We start from the raw sequence: 21,286 nt of genomic DNA, 5'->3' as shown, positions 1-21,286 counted from the left end.
TACTCGACCGGGCCACCTAGGTGGCCCGGCGCCGCTAAGCGGATTACTTCGAGTACAGCTCGACGATCAGGTTTTCGTTGATGTCGGCAGACAGGTCGCCGCGTTCAGGCAGAGCCTTGAAAGTGCCTTCCATCTTCTTGGAGTCGACGTCGACCCAGGCCACATCACCACGGTTAGCGGCGATGGACAGCGCATTCTGGATGCGCGCCTGGTTCTTGGCCTTCTCGCGAATGCTGACCACGTCACCCGGCTTGACCTTGTAGGACGCCACGTTGACGGTGCGGCCGTTCACTGTGAGGGCCTTGTGACTGACCAGCTGACGCGCTTCAGAGCGAGTCGAGCCGAAGCCCATGCGGTAGACGACGTTGTCCAGTCGGGTTTCGAGAAGCTGCAGCAACACTTCGCCGGTCGCGCCCTTAACACGGGCCGCTTCCTTGTAGTAGTTGCGGAACTGCTTCTCGAGTACGCCATACATGCGACGTACTTTCTGCTTCTCACGAAGCTGCAAGCCGTAGTCGGAAAGACGCTGACGGCGCTGGCCGTGTACACCCGGAATCTGCTCGGATTTACACTTCTTCTCGAAGGGAGTCACACCACTCTTCAGAAAGAGGTCGGTGCCTTCACGACGAGACAGTTTACACTTCGGTCCAATATAACGAGCCATGAGTCTGTCTCCTTAAACGCGGCGTTTCTTCGGCGGACGGCAGCCGTTGTGGGGAACGGGCGTCGCGTCGGTGATGCTTTGCACGCGGAAACCGGCGGCATTGAGAGCACGCACGGCGGACTCACGACCAGGTCCAGGACCTTTGACCAGCACGTCGACGTTTTTCACACCATACTCGGCTGCAGCAGTCGCTGCACGTTCACTTGCCACTTGAGCAGCGAACGGGGTGCTCTTACGAGAACCACGAAAACCCGAACCACCGGCTGTCGCCCATGACAGAGCGTTGCCCTGGCGGTCTGTGATCGTCACGATAGTGTTGTTAAAAGAGGCGTGGATATGCGCAACGGCATCCACCACCTGCTTTTTAACCTTTTTGCGATTACTACGCGGGTTAGCCATGTTGATGTTTCTTCCTGTCTTAACGCCAGAACATGCGTGTTATTTGCGAATCGGCTTACGCGGGCCCTTACGGGTACGCGCATTGGTCTTGGTACGCTGACCACGCAGCGGAAGACCACGACGATGACGCAGACCACGATAGCAACCCAGATCCATGAGACGCTTGATGTTAAGCGTCGTATCACGGCGAAGGTCGCCTTCTACGGTGTACTTGCCGACCTCGGTACGCAGGCTGTCGACTTCATCAGAAGACAGTTCCTGGACCTTGGCGGTCGGCGCGATACCGGCAGCTGCACAGATATCCACTGCGCGAGTACGGCCGATCCCGAAGATATAGGTCAGCGAGATCGCCGCATGCTTGTTGTCCGGGATATTGACGCCTGCAATACGGGCCATCAGCTTACTCCGAAATTTGAGCGGCTTGCTCGTTTAATCATCTACAAAAGGCGCAACAGCATACCCCTTTACCCAGCGAAGGGCAAGGGGCATGCCGGCACCCGGTTGAGTACAGCCGCCAGGTTTAACCCTGGCGCTGCTTGTGCCGAGGCTCCGTGCAGATGACGCGGACAGCGCCATTGCGACGGATAATCTTGCAGTTACGGCACATCTTCTTCACGGAAGCTCGAACTTTCATCGTTCTCTCCAAATCGCGTGCGACACGCTTAGCGCATGCCGCCGCTACCGTAGCCTTTCAGGTTGGACTTCTTCATCACCGAGTCGTACTGGCTCGACATCAAGTGCGACTGTACCTGCGACATGAAATCCATGATGACAACCACCACGATCAGCAATGACGTCCCGCCAAAGAAGAAGGGGACGTTCCAGGCCACGATCAGGAATTGGGGCATCAAGGATACGGCGGTGATGTACAGGGCACCAAACAAAGTCAGACGCGTCATGACCTTGTCGACATAGCGAGCGGTCTGCTCACCAGGACGAATGCCCGGCAGGAAGGCCCCTGACTTCTTGAGGTTGTCAGCGACATCCTTGGGGTTGAAGACCAGCGCTGTGTAAAAGAAGCAGAAGAATACCACCGCGAGCGCGAAAAGCAAGATGTACAGCGGTTGACCCGGCCCGAGAGCCAAGGACGCCTGTTGCAACCAGTCCAGCCCCTCACCGGAGCCTACCCACTGTCCAAGCGATGCCGGGAACAGCAGAATGCTGGACGCAAAGATCGCCGGGATGACCCCTGCCATGTTGACCTTGAGCGGCAAGTAGCTGCTCTGGCCCGCATACATCTTGTTGCCCACCTGGCGGCGCGGATAGTTCACCGTAATGCGGCGTTGACCGCGCTCAATGAACACCACGAAAGCCACCGTGGCGATGCCGAGGATCGTCAGTGCCAGCAAGGGCAGCACGTTCCAGGCACCGTCGTTGCGAGCCAGCTCGAAAGACTGACCCACCGCGCCCGGCAGACCCGCGACGATCCCCGAGAAGATCAGCAGCGAGATGCCGTTGCCGATGCCCTTCTCGGTGATCTGCTCACCCAGCCACATCATGAACACTGCCCCGGCCACGAAGGTAACCACGGCGGTGAAATAGAAGCTGAAGTCAGCGGTGTAGGCAATCCCTTGCCCGGCCAGGCCGACGGACATGCCGACAGCCTGAACCAGTGCCAGGATCACCGTACCGTAGCGGGTATATTGGCTGATCTTGCGGCGGCCGGCCTCGCCTTCCTTCTTCAACTGTTCCAGTTGAGGCGAGACCGCCGACAGGAGCTGCATGATAATCGACGCCGAGATATAGGGCATGATGCCCAAGGCGAAGATACTCATGCGCTCCAGCGCACCACCCGAGAACATGTTGAACATGCCAAGGATGGTGCCCTGCTGCTCCCTGAACAAGGCAGCAAGCTGGTCAGGATTGATACCGGGCACGGGAATGTGAGCACCGATTCGGTACACCACAATGGCGAGGAGCACAAAGCGCAAACGCGCCCAGAGTTCACTCAGACCGCTGCCCATCGCCGGCATGTTTCCTGACTTAGCCATTTAGTCCTCTACCTTGCCGCCAGCGGCTTCGATCGCGGCCCGGGCACCCTTGGTGACCTTGAGACCGCGGACGGTAACCGCTTTGTTCAGTTCGCCAGAGAGGAGCACCTTCGCGTAGCGCGTGGCGTCCTTGAGCACGTTGGCTTTCTTCAGCGCGTCCAGGTCGACGACGTCGCCGTCTACCTTGGCAAGCTCGGCCAGGCGAACTTCTTCGCTGACCAGAGATTTCGCTGAGGTGAAACCAAACTTCGGCAGACGACGCTGCAGCGGCATCTGACCGCCTTCGAAGCCGGGCTTCACGGAGCCGCCGGTGCGTGACTTCTGGCCCTTATGACCGCGGCCACCGGTCTTGCCCAGACCGGAGCCGATGCCACGACCGACACGCTTTTCAGCGTGCTTGGAACCCGGTGCCGGGCTCAGGCTATTGAGTTTCATGGATTACTCTCCCTCTACACGCACAAGGTAATTCACCTTGTGGATCATGCCGCGCACGGCAGGGGTGTCTTCCAGCTCGACCGTATGACCGATGCGGCGCAGGCCAAGACCATTGATGGTGGCCTTGTGCTTGCCCAACACGCCGATGGTGCTGCGGATCTGGGTAACCTTGATCGTTGCTGCCATGGTGCCTTACCCCGTGATCGCTTCGACAGACAGGCCACGCTTAGCGGCGATGTCTTCCGGAGACTGCATGGCGGCGAGACCGTTAATGGTCGCACGCACCACGTTCACCGGATTGGTGGAACCGTAGCACTTGGCCAGGACGTCATGGACGCCAGCCAGTTCGAGCACGGAGCGCATAGCGCCGCCAGCGATAATCCCGGTACCTTCAGAGGCCGGCTGCATGTACACCTTGGAGGCACCGTGACGGGCCTTGACCGGGTACTGCAGCGTGTGACCGCTGAGGCTCACCTTGATCATGTTGCGACGCGCCTGGTCCATGGCCTTCTGGATCGCGACCGGCACTTCACGTGCCTTGCCGCGGCCAAAACCGACACGACCACTACCATCGCCGACGACAGTCAGAGCGGTGAAACCGAAGATACGGCCACCCTTGACTACCTTGGCGACACGGTTGACCTGCACCAACTTCTCTTGCAGATCGCCGCTGTTCTGTTCGTTCTTCGCCATCGTAAAACCCTTTAGAATTCCAGGCCGCCTTCACGAGCGGCGTCGGCCAGGGCCTTGACTCGACCGTGGTACCGGAAACCGGCACGATCGAAGGCAACCTGAGTGATGCCTGCTTCCTTAGCGCGTTCAGCAATCAGCGCGCCCACCTTGGCGGCGGCGTCTGAGTTACCGGTCGCACCCTCACGAAGCGCCTTGTCCAGTGTGGAAGCACTGGCCAGGACCTTGCCACCATCCGGCGAGATGATCTGCGCGTAGATGTGGCGTGGGGTACGGTTGACGCTCAGGCGATACACGCCCAGCTCGCGGATCTTGGCGCGAGCGCGGCGGGCACGACGGAGACGAGATTCTTTCTTCGCGTTCATAACCCTGCCTTACTTCTTCTTGGCTTCTTTACGACGGATCTGCTCGTCGCCGTACCGGATACCCTTGCCCTTGTAGGGCTCAGGCGGACGGAAGGCGCGGATTTCCGCGGCGACCTGGCCGAGACGCTGCTTATCGGCGCTTTTCAGCACGATAGTGGTGTTCTTGGGCGTTTCCGCCACAACACCTTCCGGCAGCGTGTATTCGACCGGGTGTGAGAAGCCCAGTGTCAGGTTGAGCGTCTTGCCACTTGCCTGGGCACGATAGCCGACGCCATTGATCTCGAGGGACTTGGTGAAGCCCTCTGTGACACCGGAAACCATGTTCTGGACCAGTGCACGGGTGGTTCCAGCCATCGCCCAGCTTTTGGCTGACTCGGTCGGAGCGAAGGTCAGTTGACCTTCTTCCTGGCCGATCACGACTTGGTCGTGAACGGTCATCGCGAGTTCGCCCTGACCGCCCTTGACGGTCAGTTGATTGCCGTCGAGTTTGACCTCGACGCCGCTCGGCAATTTAACCGGATATTTGGCTACGCGGGACATTCCAAACTCCTAGAATACGGTGCAGAGGACTTCACCACCAACACCAGCATGACGGGCCGCACGATCGGTCATCACGCCATTCGAGGTGGAAACGATCGCGATGCCCAGGCCGTCGGCAACCTTCGGCAGCTCGGCCTTGCCCTTGTACGAGCGCAGCGACGGTTTTGACACCCGCTGGATGTGCTCGATGACGGCCTTGCCCTCGAAGTACTTGAGAGTAACGGCCAGTTCAGGCTTGGTGCCTTCAGCGACGCTGTAGTCGTTGATAAAGCCTTCTTCTTTCAGTACGCGGGCCACCTCGACCTTCAGCTTCGAAGACGGCATGGAGACCGTCTCCTTGGTGGCCATCTGCGCATTACGGATACGAGTGAACATATCCGCCAGCGTATCTTGCATGCTCATTACGTTGCGCTCCTGATAATTCTACGTGGCGTTACCAGCTGGACTTCTTCAGCCCAGGGACATCGCCACGCATGGCGGCTTCACGCAGCTTGTTACGGCCCAAGCCAAACTTGTTGTAGTAGCCGTGCGGACGACCAGTGATGCGGCAGCGGTTACGCTTACGCACCGGGCTGGAGTCGCGCGGCAACTGCTGCAGCTTGAGCTGCGCGTCGAAGCGCTCTTCGTCAGAAGCGTTCACGTCACTGATGAGGGCCTTGAGCTCTGCGCGCTTGGCAGCGTACTTAGTTACCAGCTTCGCACGCTTATGCTCGCGCCCTACCATGCTTTTCTTTGCCATGATCCCACCCTTATTTCTTGAACGGGAAGTTCAGCGCACGCAGCAGCGCACGGCCTTCTTCATCGGTGTTGGCAGTCGTGGTGATAGTGACATCCAGACCACGGATCCGGTCGATCTTATCATATTCGATCTCCGGGAAGATGATCTGCTCACGCACCCCCATCGAATAGTTGCCACGGCCGTCGAAGGACTTCGGGTTGAGACCACGGAAGTCACGAACGCGGGGGATCGCGATGTTCACCAGGCGATCCAGGAAGTCCCACATGCGCTCGGCGCGCAGTGTGACTTTGATCCCGATCGGCCAACCTTCACGCACTTTGAAGCCCGCGATGGACTTGCGTGCCTTGGTTACCATCGGCTTTTGACCGGAAAGCTTCTCCAGGTCGCCGACGGCATTGTCGATCAGCTTCTTGTCGCTGGTCGCTTCGCCAATGCCCATGTTCAGAGTCACTTTAGTGATCCTGGGCACCTGCATCACGTTGGCGTAGCTAAACTGCTCTTTGAGTTGAGCTGCCACCTCGTTTTGATAACGTTCTTTCAAGTTCGCCATTTTGCTACCCGACTCACGTTAGGCGTCGATCTGCGTTTGCGTCGACTTGTAGATACGTACCTTGGTACCGTCTTCTTTCACCTGGAAGCCGACTCGATCCGCTTTGCCGGTCTCCTGATTGAAGATGGCCACGTTGGACGCGTGAATCGGAGCTTCGCGCTCGACGATACCGCCTTGATTGCCTGCCATGGGATTGGGCTTGGTGTGACGCTTGATCATGTTCACACCTGCCACCACGTAGCGGTCGTCCTGGAGGACGCGCTTGATGGTGCCACGCTTGCCCTTATCCTTGCCGGCAATGACGATCACTTCATCGTCACGTTTGATTTTTTGCATATCCGCCTCGCTCCTTACAGCACTTCAGGCGCCAAGGAAATGATCTTCATGAACTTTTCGGTACGAAGTTCACGAGTGACCGGACCAAAAATACGGGTGCCGATCGGCTGCTCGTTGGTGTTGTTCAACAGAACCGCCGCATTTCCATCGAAGCGGATCAGCGAACCGTCGTTACGACGGACGCCACTACGAGTGCGAACCACGACCGCCTTCATGACCTGGCCTTTCTTGACCTTGCCACGCGGAATGGCTTCTTTGACTGTTACTTTGATGATATCGCCTACGCGAGCATAGCGACGGTGAGAACCGCCCAGCACCTTGATGCACTGCACCCGGCGCGCCCCGCTGTTGTCGGCGACATCCAGCATTGACTGCGTCTGAATCATCGGTTTTCTCCAAACCTAATCTGACTGCACTGGTTTCGAGCGCGGGGCGTTAACCCTTGGCCTGCTCGACCACTTCGACCAGCGTCCAGGCTTTCTTTTTAGACAGGGGACGGCATTCCTCGATGGAAACCGTGTCACCGGCCTTCGCCTGGTTCTGCGCGTCATGGGCGTGCAGCTTGGTGGAGCGCTTCACGTATTTGCCGTAGATCGGATGGCGCTCGCGGCGCTCGATCATCACGACGATAGATTTGTCCATCTTGTCACTCACCACTTTGCCGGTGAGCGTCCGGACTTTCTTTTCTTCGGACATCTCAGTCACCTGCCTTCTCGTTGAGCACAGTCTTCACGCGGGCGATATCCCGACGAACCTGCTTGAGCAGATGGGTCTGGCTCAGCTGGCCAGTGGCCTTCTGCATGCGCAGGTTGAACTGCTCGCGGAGGAGTTCGAAGAGCTGCGCCTGCAGGTCTTCTACTGACTTTTCACGAATTTCCTGGGCTTTCATCACATCACCGTCCGTTTCACAAAGGTGGTGGAGACCGGAAACTTCTGAGCGGCCAGGCCGAAGGCCTCACGAGCCAGCTCTTCAGAAACGCCTTCAATCTCGTAGAGGACGCGGCCGGGCTGGATCTGTGCGACCCAGTACTCGACAGAGCCCTTGCCCTTACCCATACGGACTTCAAGGGGCTTCTTGGAGATCGGCTTGTCCGGGAAAACCCGGATCCAGATCTTGCCGCCACGCTTTACGTGACGAGTGATGGCACGACGCCCAGCTTCGATCTGGCGCGCGGTAACGCGACCACGACCGGTAGCCTTCAGGCCATATTCGCCGAAACTAATCTTGCTTCCGCGATGTGCAAGGCCGCGGTTGCGACCCTTCTGCACTTTGCGGAACTTCAAACGCTTAGGTTGTAACATCGATCCGCTCTCCCCTTACCTGGAACCTTTCTTCTTGGAGGGCGCACTCTGAGGCTGCTTAGCCTTGGCGCGGACCTCTTCGATGCCCCCGAGGATTTCACCCTTGAAGACCCAGACCTTGACGCCGATGACGCCGTAGGTGGTGTGAGCTTCGTAGGTGGCGTAATCGATGTCGGCACGCAGCGTATGAAGCGGCACACGGCCTTCGCGGTACCATTCGGTACGTGCGATTTCCGCACCACCAAGACGACCAGAGAGCTGGATCTTGATGCCGCCAGCGCCCAGGCGCATGGCGTTCTGTACGGCGCGCTTCATGGCACGACGGAACATGACACGACGCTCGAGCTGGCCACAGACGTTCTGGGCAACGAGCTTGGCATCGAGTTCCGGCTTGCGTACTTCTTCGATGTTGACGTGAACTGGCACGCCCATCATTTGGGTGACTTCGCGACGCAGACGGTCGACGTCCTCACCCTTCTTGCCAATCACGATGCCCGGACGGGCAGTGTGAATGGTGATACGAGCATTGTTGGCCGGGCGCTCGATGTGGATGCGACTCACGGACGCATTCTTCAGACGCTCCTCGATGAAGCGACGCACTTCGAGATCGTTATTCAGCTTGTCGGCATAGGTACCGCGCTCGGCGTACCAGACCGACGTGTGGTCTTTGACGATACCCAGCCGAATGCCTGTCGGATTTACTTTCTGACCCATCTGGTCGACTCCTACTTCTCGGCTACCATAACGGTGATGTGGCAGGTGCGCTTCAAGATACGATCCGCACGGCCCTTGGCGCGCGGCTGGATGCGCTTGAGCGTCATGCCCTCATCGACACAAATGGTCGAGACACGCAGCTCGTCGATGTCCATGCCGTTGTTTTCTTCCGCATTCGCGATGGCGGACTGCAGCACTTTCTTAACCAGCTTGGCAGCCTTCTTCGGTGAGAAGGTCAGCAGGTCGAGTGCCTCGGCGACAGGTTTACCGCGCACCTGGTCAGCCACCAAACGGGCCTTCTGGGCGGATAAACGAGCGCCACGCAGCTTAGCTGTGACTTCCATCTCTCAATCCTCTTTGGCTTACCGTTTGGCTTTCTTGTCCGCCGCATGACCGCGATAGGTGCGGGTAGCAGCGAATTCGCCCAGCTTGTGGCCAACCATTTCCTCGGAGACGTGCACCGGGACATGTTGACGCCCGTTATGGACCGCAATGGTGAGCCCGACCATATTCGGCAGGATCATGGAACGACGCGACCAGGTCTTGATCGGTTTGCGGTCGTTCTTCTCCACTGCAGTCTCAACCTTCTTCAGCAGATGAAGGTCAATAAAAGGACCTTTCTTCAGTGAACGTGGCACAGCCGTTACCTCTTAATGTCTTGGCAATTTCGATCAGCTACGGGCCTTGCGGCGACGTAAGATCAGCTTGTCGGTGCGCTTGTTCTTGCGAGTCTTGTAACCCTTGGTGGGGACGCCCCACGGGGTGACCGGGTTACGACCACCGCTGGTGCGGCCTTCACCGCCACCGTGCGGGTGATCCACCGGGTTCATCGCAACACCGCGAACTGTCGGGCGAACGCCACGCCAGCGTTTGGCACCGGCCTTGCCCAATTGACGGAGGCTGTGCTCAGAGTTGCTCACTTCGCCCAGGGTCGCGCGGCATTCGGCCAGAATCTTGCGCATCTCGCCGGAGCGGAGACGCACAGTGGCGTAGTTGCCTTCACGCGCTACGAGCTGGGCACTGGTGCCGGCACTGCGTGCGATCTGAGCGCCCTTACCGGGCTTCAGCTCGATGCAATGCACGGTGGAACCCACCGGAATGTTGCGCAGCGGAAGGGTGTTGCCCTTCTTGATCGCAGCATTGACACCGGACTCGACGCGATCACCCGCCTTCACACCCTTGGGTGCGATGATGTAGCGACGCTCACCGTCCAGGTACTTCAACAGTGCGATATGAGCGCTACGGTTCGGATCGTATTCCAGGCGCTCGACGACGGCCTGAATGCCATCCTTGATGCGCTTGAAGTCGATCTGACGGTAGTGCTGACGGTGCCCACCACCCACGTGACGTGTGGTGATACGACCGTTGTTGTTACGCCCACCCGAGCGCGACTGCTTTTCCAGCAGCGGCGCGTACGGCCGACCCTTGTACAGATCGTCTCCGACGATCTTGACGAGGTGGCGACGACCGGCGGATGTGGGTTTGGTCTTGACGATTGCCATTATCCGTACTCCTGCCCTTATTCGGCGCCAGAGAAGTCTTCAAGGGTCTCACCCGCGGCGAGGGTTACATACGCCTTGCGGTAACCCTTGCGCTGGCCCAAGCCATTGGCGGTGCGCTTGGTCTTGCCCTTGATGTTCAGGACCTGTACGCGGTCAACCTTCTTACCGAACAGCGCCTGGACGGCCTGTTTGATTTCCGGCTTGGTCGCGTCAGAGGCCACCTTGAACACGTACTGGTTGTTCTCGGCGGCGGAGGCGGCCTTCTCGGTCATGTGCGGACCAAGCAGAACCTTGAATACGCGTTCCTGGTTCATGCCAGCTTCTCCTCGAATTTGCGCAGGGCGGAGACGGTGACCAGCACCTTGTCGAAGGCGACCAGGCTCACCGGATCGGCAGCAGCGACGTCCACCACATCCACGTGCGGGATGTTGCGAGCGGCCAGGTAAAGGTTCTCGTCAACTTCTTCAGTGACGATCAGTGCCTTTTCCAGGTTCAGCTCTTTGAGCTTGGCGGTCAGCTGCTTGGTCTTGGGTGCATCGACGGAGATGTCCTCGACGACGACCAGACGCTCCTGGCGGACCAGCTCGGACAGAATCGAGCGGATCGCGGCGCGGTACATCTTGCGGTTGACCTTCTGGGTGTAATCCTGCGGGCTAGCCGCAAAGGTCACACCGCCGGCACGCCAGATCGGCGAGCGGATGGTACCGGCGCGAGCGCGACCGGTGCCCTTCTGACGCCACGGCTTCTTGCCACCGCCACGCACATCGGCACGATTCTTCTGGGCGCGAGTACCCTGACGACCGCCAGCCAGATAGGCAGTAACGACCTGATGGACCAGCGCTTCGTTGAATTCTTTGCCAAAGGTTGCGTCGGACACTTCGACCGTGCCGGCACTAGCACCTGAAAGATTCAGATTCATTGGATCAAACCCCCTTAGCGAGCTTTCACGGCACTGCGAACAACAACGTCGCTGCCCGGTGCACCCGGTACGGCGCCCTTGATCAGCAGCAGATTGCGTTCAGCGTCGACGCGCACGACTTCTAGGCTTTGCACGGTGCAGCGGACGTTGCCCATCTGACCGGCCATTTTCTTGCCCTTGAAGACGCGACCCGGGGTTTGACACATACCGATGGAACCCGGAGCGCGGTGCGCCAGAGAGTTACCATGGCTGTTGTCTTGGGTGCGGAAGTTCCAGCGCTTGACGGCGCCCTGGAAACCCTTGCCCTTGGAGGTGCCAGTCACATCGATCTTCTGACCAGCTTCAAAGAGGGATACGGTGAGCTCGCCACCCACTTCCGGAGCTTCATCACCTTCAGCCAGGCGGAACTCCATCAGCGAACGACCGGCCTCGGTACCTGCCTTGGCAAACTGTCCAGCTTGCGCCTTGGTCAGGTGCTTGGCCTTGCGTGAGCCAGAGGTAACCTGCACGGCGCTGTAGCCGTCGACGTCGACGGTCTTAACGCGCGTGATGCGGTTAGGCTCAACTTCGATAACGGTTACGGGCACGGATGCGCCATCTTCGGTGAAGACACGGGTCATCCCGGCCTTCTTACCGACTAAACCGATAGTCATGTTCAGTCTCCTATAGTGTACGGGGCTATCACCCGCTATGGCTGCCCTTTCCAGAGCATTCCACTAGCACATTGTGTGACGCCATCCCGGCGTGACGGCGGCTGCTCGATGAGCGGCGACCGTGAGTGTCTAGTGTGGTCTCAGTCGAGTTTGATCTGAACGTCCACGCCAGCGGCGAGGTCGAGCTTCATCAATGCATCAACGGTCTTTTCAGTGGGTTCGACGATGTCGAGCACACGCTTATGAGTGCGGATCTCATACTGGTCACGCGCGTCCTTGTTGACGTGCGGAGAGACCAGGATGGTGTAGCGCTCACGATTGGTCGGCAGCGGGATCGGACCGTGCACCTGAGCACCGGTACGCTTGGCGGTCTCAACAATCTCCGCGGCGGACTGGTCAATCAGGCGATGATCGAACGCCTTCAACCGAATGCGAATCTTCTGGTTCTGCATTTGCCCTAAACTCCAATGGATGTCGACGGCGCGAGCCGTCTACCCACGCATTCAAAGGATGCGCATTATAGGCATGCATCCTCGCAGAGTCAAACCCTGCGAGACAACATGCGCAGAAAGGGGGCTCCCGCAGGAGCCCCCTTCGATCATCGGGTGAGCCTAAGGCTTACTGGACGATCTTGGCGACAACACCGGCGCCAACGGTACGGCCGCCTTCACGAACAGCGAAGCGCAGGCCGTCTTCCATGGCGATCGGGGCGATCAGGGTAACGGTCATCTTGACGTTATCACCCGGCATCACCATCTCGACGCCTTCCGGCAGTTCACAGGTACCGGTCACATCGGTGGTACGGAAATAGAACTGCGGACGGTAGCCCTTGAAGAACGGAGTGTGACGACCACCCTCGTCCTTGGACAGCACATAGACTTCGGCTTCGAAGACAGTGTGCGGCGTGATGGTGCCCGGCTTGGCCAGAACCTGACCACGCTCGACGTCATCACGCTTGGTGCCACGCAGCAGGGCGCCGACGTTCTCGCCAGCACGACCTTCGTCGAGCAGCTTGCGGAACATCTCGACACCGGTAACGGTGGTCTTGACGGTGTCTTTCAGACCGACGATTTCGACTTCTTCGCCTGCCTTGACCACGCCACGCTCGACACGACCGGTCACAACGGTACCGCGACCAGAGATGGAGAACACGTCTTCGATCGGCATCAGGAACGGCTGATCGATAGCGCGCTCCGGCTCCGGGATGTAAGCGTCCAGGGCCTTGATCAGGTTGGCAACGGCGGTAGTACCCATGCCGTTGTCGTCCTTGCCTTCCAGCGCCATCAGCGCAGAGCCGATGATGATCGGGGTGTCGTCACCCGGGAAGTCGTACTCGCTCAGGAGTTCGCGAACTTCCATCTCGACCAGCTCGAGCAGCTCTTCGTCGTCGACCATGTCGGCCTTGTTCAGGAACACGACGATGAACGGCACGCCGACCTGACGCGAGAGCAGGATGTGCTCACGAGTCTGCGGCATGGGGCCGTCGGCAGCGGAACAGACCAGGATAGCGCCGTCCATCTGGGCAGCACCGGTGATCATGTTCTTGACGTAGTCAGCGTGACCCGGGCAGTCGACGTGAGCGTAGTGACGCTCTTCGGACTGGTATTCCACGTGAGCGGTGGAGATGGTGATACCGCGCTCACGCTCTTCCGGGGCGTTGTCGATGGAGTCGAACGCACGAGCGTCGCCACCGAAGACTTCTGCAGAAACGCGGGTCAGAGCCGCGGTCAGCGTGGTCTTGCCGTGGTCAACGTGACCGATGGTGCCGACGTTGATATGCGGTTTGGAACGTTCGAATTTTTCCTTAGCCACTGCTATAACCTCTTTACGTTAGCTAACGGTTAACCGTTCTGGTTGATGACGGCTTCCACGATGCTGGAGGGCGCCTCGTCGTACTTCGCAAACTCCATGGAGTAGCTTGCACGGCCCTGGGTCTGAGAACGCAGATCGGTTGCATAACCGAACATCTCAGCCAGCGGCACCATTGCGCGGATGGTCTTCCCTGAGGAAGTATCATCCATGCCCTGCACCAGACCGCGACGACGGTTAAGATCGCCCATGACGTCACCCATAAACTCCTCGGGGGTCACGACTTCGACCTTCATCATCGGCTCCAGCAGCACGGCCTTGGCCTTTTTGGCACCTTCTTTGATCGCCATGGAAGAAGCGATCTTGAACGCGGTCTCGTTAGAGTCCACGTCATGGTAGGAACCATCGTACAGCGTGACCTTGACGTCGATCATCGGGTAACCCGCGATGACACCGTTCTTCAGCTGTTCATAGGCCCCTTTCTCGACAGCAGGCACGTATTCCTTCGGAACCACGCCGCCGACGATCTCGGACGAGAACTTGAAGTGCATCTCCTCGTCGTCGCCCTTGTCTTCCGCGGTCAGCGGTTCGATGCGCAGGTACACATGACCGAACTGACCGCGACCGCCTGACTGACGAACAAACTTGCCTTCCTGTTCGACTTTGTGGCGGATGGTCTCGCGATAGGCGACCTGCGGCTTGCCGATGTTGGCATCGACCTTGAACTCGCGACGCATGCGGTCAACGATGATGTCGAGGTGCAGCTCGCCCATGCCGGAGATGATGGTCTGGCCGGTTTCCTCGTCGGTCTTGACCTGGAAGGACGGATCCTCCTGGGCCAGCTTGCCGAGGGCGACGCCCATCTTCTCTTGGTCGGCCTTGGACTTTGGCTCCACGGCCACCGAGATCACCGGATCCGGGAACTCCATGCGCTCAAGCACGATCTTGTCGGTCAGGTCGCACAGGGTATCACCGGTGGTGACATCCTTCAGGCCGATGCAGGCGGCGATATCGCCGGCCAGCACTTCCTTGATCTCTTCGCGAGAGTTGGAGTGCATCTGCACGATACGGCCGACACGTTCCTTCTTGCTCTTCACAGAGTTGAAGACGCTGTCGCCAGACTTCAAGACCCCGGAATACACACGGATGAAGGTCAGGGTGCCAACGAACGGGTCGGTGGCGATCTTGAAGGCCAGCGCGGAGAAGGGCGCACTGTCATCGGCCTCACGGGTCGCGATGGTGCCATCCTTGTCGTCCAGCTCACCCTCGATGGCCTTGACCTCGGTGGGTGACGGCATGTACTCGATGACGCCATCCAGCACCGCCTGCACGCCCTTGTTCTTGAACGCGGAGCCACAGGTCACCAGGACGATCTCGTTGTCGAGGGTACGACGACGCAGGCCGGCCTTGATTTCCTCGATGGAGAGTTCGCCCTCCTCGAGGTACTTCATCATCAGCTCTTCAGACGCTTCGGCGGCCGCTTCGACCATCTCTTCGCGGTACTTCTCAGCGGTTTCCTGAAGCTCTGCCGGGATATCAACCAGGTCATAGTTCATGCCGTGGTTGTCTTCGTCCCACAGGATCGCCTTCATCTGAATCAGATCGACGACGCCCTTGAACTCGTCCTCGGCACCCCAGTTGATCTGGATCGGCACCGCATTGGCGTTCAGGCGCGTCTTCAGCTGGTCGAGGACCATGAAGAAGTCGGCGCCGGCACGGTCCATCTTGTTGACGAACACCATGCGCGGAACTTCGTACTTGTTGGCCTGGCGCCAGACGGTCTCGGTCTGCGGCTGCACACCGGAACTGCCACACAGCACGACGACCGCGCCATCGAGCACACGCAGGGAACGTTCGACTTCGATGGTGAAGTCAACGTGCCCCGGGGTGTCGATGATGTTGATGCGGTGCTCATCGAACTGCTTGTTCATGCCCTGCCAGAAACAGGTGGTCGCTGCGGAGGTGATGGTAATACCACGCTCCTGCTCCTGCTGCATCCAGTCCATGGTGGCTGCGCCATCATGGACCTCACCGACCTTGTGGGACAGGCCGGTGTAGAACAGGACACGCTCGGTAGTGGTGGTCTTCCCGGCGTCGACGTGGGCAACGATACCGATATTACGGTAGCGCTTAAGCGGTGTCTTACGTGCCACGATGGAATTCCCCGTTGGTTGGAGGCGCCCCGACATATGGGCGCCTCAAGTTGCGAAGCCTGCTTAGAAGCGGTAGTGCGAGAAGGCCTTGTTGGCCTCCGCCATGCGGTGCACGTCTTCACGCTTCTTCACAGCGGCGCCCTTGCCTTCAGCGGCATCGAGCATCTCACCGGCCAGACGCTGCACCATGGTCTTTTCACCACGGTTACGAGCAGCGTCGGCCAGCCAGCGCATGGCCAGCGCCTGACGACGCGAGGGACGCACTTCCACGGGCACCTGGTAGGTAGCACCACCGACACGACGAGATTTCACCTCGACCATGGGCTGGATGGTTTCCAGCGCCTTGTCGAAGATCTCCAGCGGGTCATCATTGTTGCGCTCGGACACGCGGTCCAGGGCGCCATAGACGATACGTTCAGCTACAGACTTCTTGCCGCTGATCATGAGGTGGTTCATGAACTTTGCCAGGCGCTCGCTTCCGAACTTCGGATCCGGGAGGATTTCGCGCTTCGCAGCAACTCTTCTTCTAGGCATGATAAGCCCTCAAAACTAAGGGGTCCTTCAGGTAAACCCGGGACTGATACAGGACTCGCCTGCAACGCCCGACCTTACTCTTATCAGACCGGTGCAATATGGTATGGCGGTTCCGGCGGCGCGCGAGTCGTTTAGGACTTCGGACGCTTGGTGCCGTACTTGGAACGGCCCTGCTTACGGTTCTGGACACCGGAGGTGTCGAGAGCGCCGCGAACGGTGTGATAACGCACACCCGGCAAGTCCTTCACTCGGCCGCCGCGAATCAGCACGACAGAGTGTTCCTGCAGGTTGTGACCTTCACCACCGATGTAGGAAGACACTTCATACCCGTTGGTCAGACGAACACGGCACACCTTACGCAGTGCGGAGTTCGGCTTCTTCGGGGTAGTGGTGTAAACGCGGGTGCAAACCCCGCGACGTTGCGGGCAGGCCTGCAGCGCCGGGACGTCGCTCTTGACGACGGGACGCTTGCGCGGCTTGCGCACGAGCTGGTTAATAGTTGCCATGGTCTGTAGCTGACTCCAATGGTTGCCTTGGCCTTTCGATAGCGAGCGCGGGCGTACCCACCCCACTTTCAAAGGCTGCGCATTCTACTGTCTCGGAGCGATCCGCGTCAAGGCCGGCGCCATTCGGCGCCGGCCTTGAGCTGGCTCCGGCTAGATCTCGTCGTCATCCCCGTCGAGAGCGGTGAGCTGAGCGCCCAGTTCCTGCTCGACGTCCTGAGCCGACGGTTGGAGCACGCGCTCGGCGTCTTCGCGACGACGGCGACGCTCCGCATGGTGGGTCAAGCCGGTACCGGCCGGGATCAGACGCCCCACCACCACGTTTTCCTTCAAGCCGCGCAGATAATCGCGCTTGCCGGTCACCGCCGCTTCGGTCAGCACCCGCGTGGTCTCCTGGAAGGAGGCCGCAGAGATGAACGACTCGGTGGCGAGACTCGCCTTGGTGATACCCAGCAGCAGGCGGTCGTACTTGGCCGGGAACTTGTCTTCCTGTTCCAGACGCGCGTTCTGCTCGAGCACACGCACCACTTCGACCTGATCACCGGTGATGAAGTCGGAGTCACCGGCATCGGTGATTTCGACCTTGCGCAGCATCTGACGAACGATCACTTCGATGTGCTTGTCGTTGATGCCCACGCCCTGGAGGCGGTAGACCTCTTGCACCTCGGCGGTGATGTACTTGGCCAGCTCGCTGACGCCCAGCAGACGCAGGATGTCGTGCGGGTTGCTGGGGCCATCGGAGATGACCTCGCCCTTCTCGACCGTCTCGCCTTCGAATACCGCGATCTGGCGCCATTTCGGGATCAGCATCTCGAACGGATCGCTATCGGCCGGCGTGATCGTCAGGCGGCGCTTGCCCTTGGTCTCCTTGCCGAAGCTGAGCACGCCGCTGATCTCGGCAAGAATCGCCGATTCCTTGGGCTTACGCGCTTCGAACAGGTCGGCCACGCGGGGCAGACCACCGGTGATGTCCTTGTTGCCGGTCGCTTCCACCGGAATACGGGCGACCACTTCGCCGACACCAACCTCGGCACCGTTCTCGATCGAGACGATGGCCTTGCCGGGCAGCAGATACTGCACCGGGGTGTTGGAGCCAGGCAGCGAGATGTGCTGACCGGCGTCGTCGGCGAGCATGATCATCGGACGCTTTTCGCGGCCGGAGGCCGGGCGCGCGGCGGACTCGATCACCTCGATAGAGGACAGGCCGGTCATCTCATCCACGCTGCGGTGGATGGAGACACCTTCGTCCATGTCGATGTACTGGGCCTTACCTTCGACCTCAGCAACGATCGGATGGGTGTGCGGGTCCCACTTGGCGACGGTCTGGCCGCCTTCGACCAGCTCGCCGTCCTTGACCGACAGCTCGGCACCGTAGGGCAGCTTGTAGTACTCGCGCTCACGGCCGTGGTCGTCGGCGACGGCCAGGGCGCTGGAGCGGGATACCACCACCAGCTTGCCGTCGGCGCGTTCCACTGACTTGATGTTGTGCAGGCGCACCTTGCCGCCGTGCTTGACCTGCACGCTGTCGACGGCCGAGGCACGAGAGGCCGCACCGCCGATGTGGAAGGTACGCATGGTCAGCTGGGTGCCCGGCTCACCGATCGACTGGGCGGCGATGACGCCGACCGCCTCACCGGTGTTGACCTGATGACCGCGCGCCAGATCACGACCGTAGCAGGACGAACAGACGCCGTGAGAGGTGTCACAGGTGATGGTCGAGCGCACCACGATCTCGTCAACGCCCATGGTGTCGAGCTCGGCACACCAGGCTTCGTCGAGCAGAGTGCCACGCGCAATCAGCACTTCGTCACTGGCCGGATCGACCACGTCCTGTGCGACCACACGGCCCAACACACGCTGTGCCAGGGAGACGATAATGTCGCCGCCCTCGATGACCGGATGCAGCGTCAGACCGTTCTCGGTGCCGCAATCAGGCTCAGTGATCACCAGATCCTGCGCCACGTCGACCAGGCGACGGGTCAGGTACCCGGAGTTGGCCGTCTTGAGAGCCGTATCCGCCAGACCCTTACGGGCACCGTGAGTGGAGATGAAGTACTGGAGTACGTTCAGACCCTCACGGAAGTTGGCGGTGATCGGCGTCTCGATGATCGAACCATCCGGCTTGGCCATCAGGCCACGCATACCCGCCAGCTGACGGATCTGAGCGGCACTACCACGGGCACCGGAGTCGGCCATGATGAACACGCTGTTGAAGGAGTCCTGTTCGACTTCTTCCCCGTCGCGGTTGATCACGCTCTCCTTGGAGATGCCAGTCATCATCGCCTTGGCGACCTTGTCGTTGGCCTTGGACCAGATATCGATGACCTTGTTGTACTTCTCGCCCGCGGTCACCAGACCGGAGGAGAACTGGTCCTCGATTTCCTTCACTTCGTCCTCGGCTGCATCGACGATGCCCTTTTTGGCATCGGGGATGACGAAGTCGTTGACGCCGATCGAGGCGCCGGACCAGGTGGCCAGACGGAAGCCGGTGTACATCAGCTGGTCGGCGAAGACCACGGCGTCCTTGAGACCGGTACGACGATAGACCTCGTTGATCAGTCCAGAGATCGCTTTCTTCTTCATCGGCTGGTCGACCAGCTCGAAGGGCGCGCCCTTGGGCAGGATGCGGAACAGCATCGCGCGACCGACGGTGGTGTCATAGAGCGAAGTGCGCTCGATCAGCTCACCGCCTTCTTCCTCGGGCAGGAACTCGGTCAGACGTACCTTGACCCGGGCGTGCATGGACACGTTCTGGGTGCCGAAGGCGCGCTCGACCTCTTTGAGGTCGGAGAAGATCATGCCTTCGCCCTTGGCGTTGATCTTCTCGCGGGTCATGTAATACAGACCCAGCACCACGTCCTGGGACGGCACGATGATCGGATCACCGTTTGCCGGCGACAGCACGTTGTTGGTGGCCATCATCAGCGCACGGGCTTCGAGCTGAGCTTCCAGGGTCAGCGGCACGTGGACCGCCATCTGGTCACCGTCAAAGTCGGCGTTGTAGGCGGCACACACCAGCGGGTGCAGCTGGATCGCCTTGCCTTCGATAAGCAGCGGCTCGAAGGCCTGGATGCCCAGACGGTGCAGGGTCGGCGCACGGTTGAGCAGGACCGGATGCTCGCGGATGACGTCGGCGAGGATGTCCCACACCTCCGGCAGCTCGCGCTCGACCATCTTCTTGGCGGCCTTGATGGTGGACGCCTGGCCGCTGGACTGAAGCTTGGAGTAGATGAACGGCTTGAACAGCTCGAGCGCCATCTTCTTCGGGAGGCCGCACTGGTGCAGACGCAGAGTCGGACCCACGGTGATCACGGAACGACCGGAGTAGTCGACGCGCTTGCCCAGCAGGTTCTGACGGAAACGCCCCTGCTTGCCCTTGATCATGTCGGCAAGCGACTTCAGCGGACGCTTGTTGGAGCCGGTGATGGCACGACCACGGCGACCGTTGTCGAGCAGCGCGTCCACGGATTCCTGCAGCATGCGCTTCTCGTTGCGCACGATGATATCCGGCGCATTGAGATCAAGCAGGCGCTTGAGACGGTTGTTGCGGTTGATCACGCGACGATACAGATCGTTGAGATCCGAGGTCGCGAAACGACCGCCGTCCAGCGGCACCAGCGGACGCAGGTCCGGCGGCAGTACCGGCAGCACTTCCATGACCATCCAGGCCGGCGCGTTGCCGGACTTGGAGAAGGCCTCGAGCAGCTTGAGGCGCTTGGACAGCTTCTTGATCTTGGTCTCGGAGTTGGTCTGCGGAATTTCTTCGCGCAGATGATTGATCTCCTCGTCCAGATCGATGTCCTTGAGCAGCGCCTGCACGGCTTCGGCGCCCATGCGGGCATCGAAATCGTCGCCGAACTCCTCGAGAGCCTCGAAGTACTGCTCGTCGTTGAGCAACTGACCACGCTCGAGGGTGGTCATGCCCGGATCGACGACCACGAAGCTCTCGAAATAGAGCACGCGCTCGATGTCACGCAGGGTCATGTCCAGGAACATGCCGATGCGCGAAGGCAGCGATTTCAGGAACCAGATATGCGCGACCGGGCTTGCCAGTTCGATATGGCCCATGCGCTCGCGGCGAACCGCGGCCTTGGTGACCTCGACGCCGCACTTCTCGCAGATGATACCGCGGTGCTTCATGCGCTTGTACTTGCCGCACAAGCACTCGTAATCCTTCACCGGGCCAAAGATCTTGGCGCAGAACAGGCCGTCACGCTCCGGCTTGAAGGTACGGTAGTTGATGGTCTCGGGCTTCTTTACCTCGCCGTAAGACCAGGAGCGGATCAGGTCCGGTGACGCGAGAGTGATTCTGATCGCGTCGAACTCTTCGGACTGTGCCTGCGACTTGAGAACTTTAACCAAATCTTTCATAGGTCGGCTCCGTTGCGGAGTTGTCATAGGCGGGGGCGGCGTGTTGCCCGCCCCCGCGGACCATCTTTCTCGAGCACTGTCGTGAGTACTGTCGCCAGTACTGACTCAAGTCCCGGG

Annotated in this window: 31 protein-coding genes; all 31 read right to left on the bottom strand. The window is 59.8% G+C overall.

What is annotated here, in order from left to right:
• Positions 1–43 precede the first annotated feature (43 nt).
• Positions 44–664, bottom strand: coding sequence for a 30S ribosomal protein S4 (gene rpsD / locus Q2K57_RS08870; protein ID WP_112056024.1), 621 nt, complete (start codon positions 662–664; stop codon positions 44–46).
• A gap of 12 nt (positions 665–676) precedes the next feature.
• Positions 677–1,063 carry a 30S ribosomal protein S11 gene (rpsK, locus tag Q2K57_RS08865; protein WP_011505752.1) on the bottom strand — a complete coding sequence of 129 codons (387 nt, stop codon included), beginning with the start codon at positions 1,061–1,063 and terminating at the stop codon, positions 677–679.
• A 39-nt stretch (positions 1,064–1,102) separates the two neighbouring features.
• A complete protein-coding gene (gene rpsM / locus Q2K57_RS08860) occupies positions 1,103–1,459 on the bottom strand; it encodes a 30S ribosomal protein S13 (RefSeq protein ID WP_092527180.1) in 357 nt (118 codons plus the stop codon).
• A gap of 124 nt (positions 1,460–1,583) precedes the next feature.
• Positions 1,584–1,697 carry a 50S ribosomal protein L36 gene (gene rpmJ, locus Q2K57_RS08855; RefSeq protein WP_031384759.1) on the bottom strand — a complete coding sequence of 38 codons (114 nt, stop codon included), beginning with the start codon at positions 1,695–1,697 and terminating at the stop codon, positions 1,584–1,586.
• A 28-nt stretch (positions 1,698–1,725) separates the two neighbouring features.
• Entirely contained in the window at positions 1,726–3,054 is a 1,329-nt protein-coding gene (gene secY / locus Q2K57_RS08850; protein ID WP_112056023.1) for a preprotein translocase subunit SecY, read from the bottom strand.
• On the bottom strand, positions 3,055–3,489 hold the full coding sequence (gene rplO / locus Q2K57_RS08845; protein WP_112056022.1) for a 50S ribosomal protein L15: 435 nt from the start codon (positions 3,487–3,489) through the stop codon (positions 3,055–3,057).
• 3 nt (positions 3,490–3,492) lie between these two features.
• Positions 3,493–3,675 carry a 50S ribosomal protein L30 gene (rpmD, locus tag Q2K57_RS08840; protein WP_092527186.1) on the bottom strand — a complete coding sequence of 61 codons (183 nt, stop codon included), beginning with the start codon at positions 3,673–3,675 and terminating at the stop codon, positions 3,493–3,495.
• 6 nt (positions 3,676–3,681) lie between these two features.
• Positions 3,682–4,182, bottom strand: coding sequence for a 30S ribosomal protein S5 (gene rpsE, locus Q2K57_RS08835; RefSeq protein WP_112056021.1), 501 nt, complete (start codon positions 4,180–4,182; stop codon positions 3,682–3,684).
• A gap of 11 nt (positions 4,183–4,193) precedes the next feature.
• Entirely contained in the window at positions 4,194–4,544 is a 351-nt protein-coding gene (gene rplR / locus Q2K57_RS08830) for a 50S ribosomal protein L18 (protein ID WP_112056020.1), read from the bottom strand.
• Positions 4,545–4,553: 9 nt separating this feature from the next.
• A complete protein-coding gene (gene rplF, locus Q2K57_RS08825; RefSeq protein WP_112056019.1) occupies positions 4,554–5,084 on the bottom strand; it encodes a 50S ribosomal protein L6 in 531 nt (176 codons plus the stop codon).
• A 9-nt stretch (positions 5,085–5,093) separates the two neighbouring features.
• Complete coding sequence (gene rpsH, locus Q2K57_RS08820; protein WP_304524865.1) at positions 5,094–5,486, bottom strand: 30S ribosomal protein S8; 393 nt, start codon at positions 5,484–5,486, stop codon at positions 5,094–5,096.
• 31 nt (positions 5,487–5,517) lie between these two features.
• Positions 5,518–5,823, bottom strand: a complete 306-nt coding sequence (gene rpsN / locus Q2K57_RS08815; protein WP_304524864.1) for a 30S ribosomal protein S14 — start codon at positions 5,821–5,823, stop codon at positions 5,518–5,520.
• A 10-nt stretch (positions 5,824–5,833) separates the two neighbouring features.
• Positions 5,834–6,373 carry a 50S ribosomal protein L5 gene (gene rplE, locus Q2K57_RS08810; protein ID WP_112056017.1) on the bottom strand — a complete coding sequence of 180 codons (540 nt, stop codon included), beginning with the start codon at positions 6,371–6,373 and terminating at the stop codon, positions 5,834–5,836.
• A gap of 18 nt (positions 6,374–6,391) precedes the next feature.
• Positions 6,392–6,709, bottom strand: coding sequence for a 50S ribosomal protein L24 (rplX, locus tag Q2K57_RS08805; protein ID WP_092527208.1), 318 nt, complete (start codon positions 6,707–6,709; stop codon positions 6,392–6,394).
• A 14-nt stretch (positions 6,710–6,723) separates the two neighbouring features.
• Positions 6,724–7,095, bottom strand: a complete 372-nt coding sequence (rplN, locus tag Q2K57_RS08800; protein ID WP_092527211.1) for a 50S ribosomal protein L14 — start codon at positions 7,093–7,095, stop codon at positions 6,724–6,726.
• Between the two features lie 49 nt (positions 7,096–7,144).
• Positions 7,145–7,405, bottom strand: coding sequence for a 30S ribosomal protein S17 (gene rpsQ, locus Q2K57_RS08795; RefSeq protein ID WP_112056016.1), 261 nt, complete (start codon positions 7,403–7,405; stop codon positions 7,145–7,147).
• Position 7,406: 1 nt separating this feature from the next.
• Positions 7,407–7,598 (bottom strand): 50S ribosomal protein L29, encoded by a 192-nt coding sequence (gene rpmC / locus Q2K57_RS08790; protein WP_092527216.1) that lies wholly within the window; start codon positions 7,596–7,598, stop codon positions 7,407–7,409.
• Entirely contained in the window at positions 7,598–8,011 is a 414-nt protein-coding gene (gene rplP / locus Q2K57_RS08785) for a 50S ribosomal protein L16 (protein ID WP_092527219.1), read from the bottom strand. The genes rpmC and rplP overlap by 1 nt, the downstream gene beginning before the upstream one ends.
• A gap of 15 nt (positions 8,012–8,026) precedes the next feature.
• Complete coding sequence (rpsC, locus tag Q2K57_RS08780; RefSeq protein WP_112056015.1) at positions 8,027–8,725, bottom strand: 30S ribosomal protein S3; 699 nt, start codon at positions 8,723–8,725, stop codon at positions 8,027–8,029.
• 11 nt (positions 8,726–8,736) lie between these two features.
• Positions 8,737–9,069, bottom strand: a complete 333-nt coding sequence (rplV, locus tag Q2K57_RS08775; protein ID WP_092527226.1) for a 50S ribosomal protein L22 — start codon at positions 9,067–9,069, stop codon at positions 8,737–8,739.
• An 18-nt stretch (positions 9,070–9,087) separates the two neighbouring features.
• On the bottom strand, positions 9,088–9,363 hold the full coding sequence (rpsS, locus tag Q2K57_RS08770; RefSeq protein WP_072824351.1) for a 30S ribosomal protein S19: 276 nt from the start codon (positions 9,361–9,363) through the stop codon (positions 9,088–9,090).
• A gap of 33 nt (positions 9,364–9,396) precedes the next feature.
• Entirely contained in the window at positions 9,397–10,227 is an 831-nt protein-coding gene (rplB, locus tag Q2K57_RS08765) for a 50S ribosomal protein L2 (RefSeq protein WP_112056014.1), read from the bottom strand.
• 17 nt (positions 10,228–10,244) lie between these two features.
• Positions 10,245–10,541: a 50S ribosomal protein L23 gene (gene rplW, locus Q2K57_RS08760; protein WP_092527236.1), complete on the bottom strand. Its 297-nt coding sequence runs from the start codon at positions 10,539–10,541 to the stop codon at positions 10,245–10,247.
• Positions 10,538–11,146, bottom strand: a complete 609-nt coding sequence (gene rplD / locus Q2K57_RS08755) for a 50S ribosomal protein L4 (RefSeq protein ID WP_092527239.1) — start codon at positions 11,144–11,146, stop codon at positions 10,538–10,540. Before rplD ends, rplW begins: the two co-directional genes overlap by 4 nt.
• Before the next feature lie 14 nt (positions 11,147–11,160).
• Positions 11,161–11,799 (bottom strand): 50S ribosomal protein L3, encoded by a 639-nt coding sequence (gene rplC, locus Q2K57_RS08750; RefSeq protein WP_092527242.1) that lies wholly within the window; start codon positions 11,797–11,799, stop codon positions 11,161–11,163.
• A gap of 140 nt (positions 11,800–11,939) precedes the next feature.
• Positions 11,940–12,251, bottom strand: coding sequence for a 30S ribosomal protein S10 (rpsJ, locus tag Q2K57_RS08745; RefSeq protein WP_092527245.1), 312 nt, complete (start codon positions 12,249–12,251; stop codon positions 11,940–11,942).
• 166 nt (positions 12,252–12,417) lie between these two features.
• Positions 12,418–13,611 carry an elongation factor Tu gene (gene tuf, locus Q2K57_RS08740; protein WP_112056013.1) on the bottom strand — a complete coding sequence of 398 codons (1,194 nt, stop codon included), beginning with the start codon at positions 13,609–13,611 and terminating at the stop codon, positions 12,418–12,420.
• A gap of 29 nt (positions 13,612–13,640) precedes the next feature.
• On the bottom strand, positions 13,641–15,761 hold the full coding sequence (gene fusA / locus Q2K57_RS08735; protein WP_112056012.1) for an elongation factor G: 2,121 nt from the start codon (positions 15,759–15,761) through the stop codon (positions 13,641–13,643).
• Positions 15,762–15,824: 63 nt separating this feature from the next.
• On the bottom strand, positions 15,825–16,295 hold the full coding sequence (rpsG, locus tag Q2K57_RS08730; RefSeq protein WP_092527250.1) for a 30S ribosomal protein S7: 471 nt from the start codon (positions 16,293–16,295) through the stop codon (positions 15,825–15,827).
• 131 nt (positions 16,296–16,426) lie between these two features.
• Positions 16,427–16,801, bottom strand: a complete 375-nt coding sequence (rpsL, locus tag Q2K57_RS08725) for a 30S ribosomal protein S12 (RefSeq protein WP_092527252.1) — start codon at positions 16,799–16,801, stop codon at positions 16,427–16,429.
• Between the two features lie 150 nt (positions 16,802–16,951).
• Entirely contained in the window at positions 16,952–21,169 is a 4,218-nt protein-coding gene (rpoC, locus tag Q2K57_RS08720) for a DNA-directed RNA polymerase subunit beta' (protein ID WP_112056011.1), read from the bottom strand.
• Positions 21,170–21,286: the final 117 nt, after the last annotated feature.

It is taken from the genome of Halomonas sp. I5-271120, from assembly GCF_030553075.1.
Lineage (GTDB): Bacteria > Pseudomonadota > Gammaproteobacteria > Pseudomonadales > Halomonadaceae > Onishia > Onishia taeanensis_A.
The sequence above is the reverse complement of the archived record's forward strand: the minus strand, read 5'-3'. Positions and strand labels throughout refer to the sequence as shown.